Annotated in this window: 1 protein-coding gene; it reads left to right on the forward strand. The window is 44.7% G+C overall.

All coding sequences use genetic code 11. The features are described 5' to 3' along the window. Positions 1-154 precede the first annotated feature (154 nt). On the forward strand, positions 155-1,140 hold a 986-nt coding region (locus GPK60_RS07480; RefSeq protein WP_215659190.1), incomplete at its 3' end, for a bifunctional lysozyme/C40 family peptidase.

Raw genomic sequence — 1,140 nt, forward strand, 5'->3', positions numbered from 1 at the left:
GACAGGAACAACAGGTCAAAGGTGTTACCAGAACGAACCAGCCAAATGTAGTGGAATCCAGAAGTAATCAAAAGAAAACAACCATACAGAAACAGGTCAACCAAAAACAAAATCGTAAGACTGTTACGAAGCAACCAGAGAAAGGACGGAAGAAATGAGATTAAAGCGTATCCTTATCATAGGTACGATATTTCCAGTCCTTTTCTCCATCGTCCTCTTTTTCGGGATATTGATTTCCGGCGAAGATGACGACAGTTCAAACAGCTATTCGCCTGTCTATTCTGGCATGAACCTGTCAGCTGATGTCCTCAAACATCAGCCGATGGTAGAAAAATACGCCAGAGAAAACGGTATCTCGGAGTATGTGAACGTCCTGCTTGCCATCATACAGGTGGAAAGTGGCGGTACGGCTACTGATGTCATGCAGTCCAGTGAAAGTCTGGGACTACCGCCAAACTCATTAAGTACAGAAGAATCCATAAAGCAGGGGTGTAAATATTTTGCTTCCCTGCTTTCTTCCTGTAAAGCCAAAGGCATGAATGACATTAACGTGGTCATTCAGTCTTATAACTATGGCGGTGGCTATGCAGACTATGTGGCGAAGAACGGAAAAAAGCACAGCTTCAATCTTGCGGAGAATTTCGCAAAGAATAAATCTGGCGGTACAAAAGTGACCTATACGAACCTGATAGCGGTCAGTAAAAATGGTGGCTGGCGTTATAACTACGGGAACATGTTCTATGTGGAGCTGGTCAACCAATATCTGAACATAAAACAGTTCAGTAATGAAACGGTACAGGCGGTTATGAATGAAGCGTTGAAATATCAAGGCTGGAAGTATGTCTACGGTGGCAGTAACCCGAACACCTCTTTTGACTGTTCTGGTCTTACCCAGTGGTGCTACGGAAAAGCCGGAATCAGTCTGCCACGAACCGCACAGGCACAGTATGACGCAACCCAGCATATCCCATTGTCACAGGCACAGGCTGGCGATTTGGTCTTTTTCCATTCCACCTACAATACCAGTGACTATGTTACCCATGTAGGAATCTATGTAGGGAACAATCAGATGTATCATGCCGGAAATCCAATCGGCTATACCGATTTGACCTCTGCCTACTGGCAACAGCACATCATTTG

Source organism: Ruminococcus sp. MCC718 (assembly GCF_018783905.1).
Classification (GTDB): Bacteria; Bacillota; Clostridia; order Lachnospirales; family Lachnospiraceae; genus Hominisplanchenecus; species Hominisplanchenecus faecis.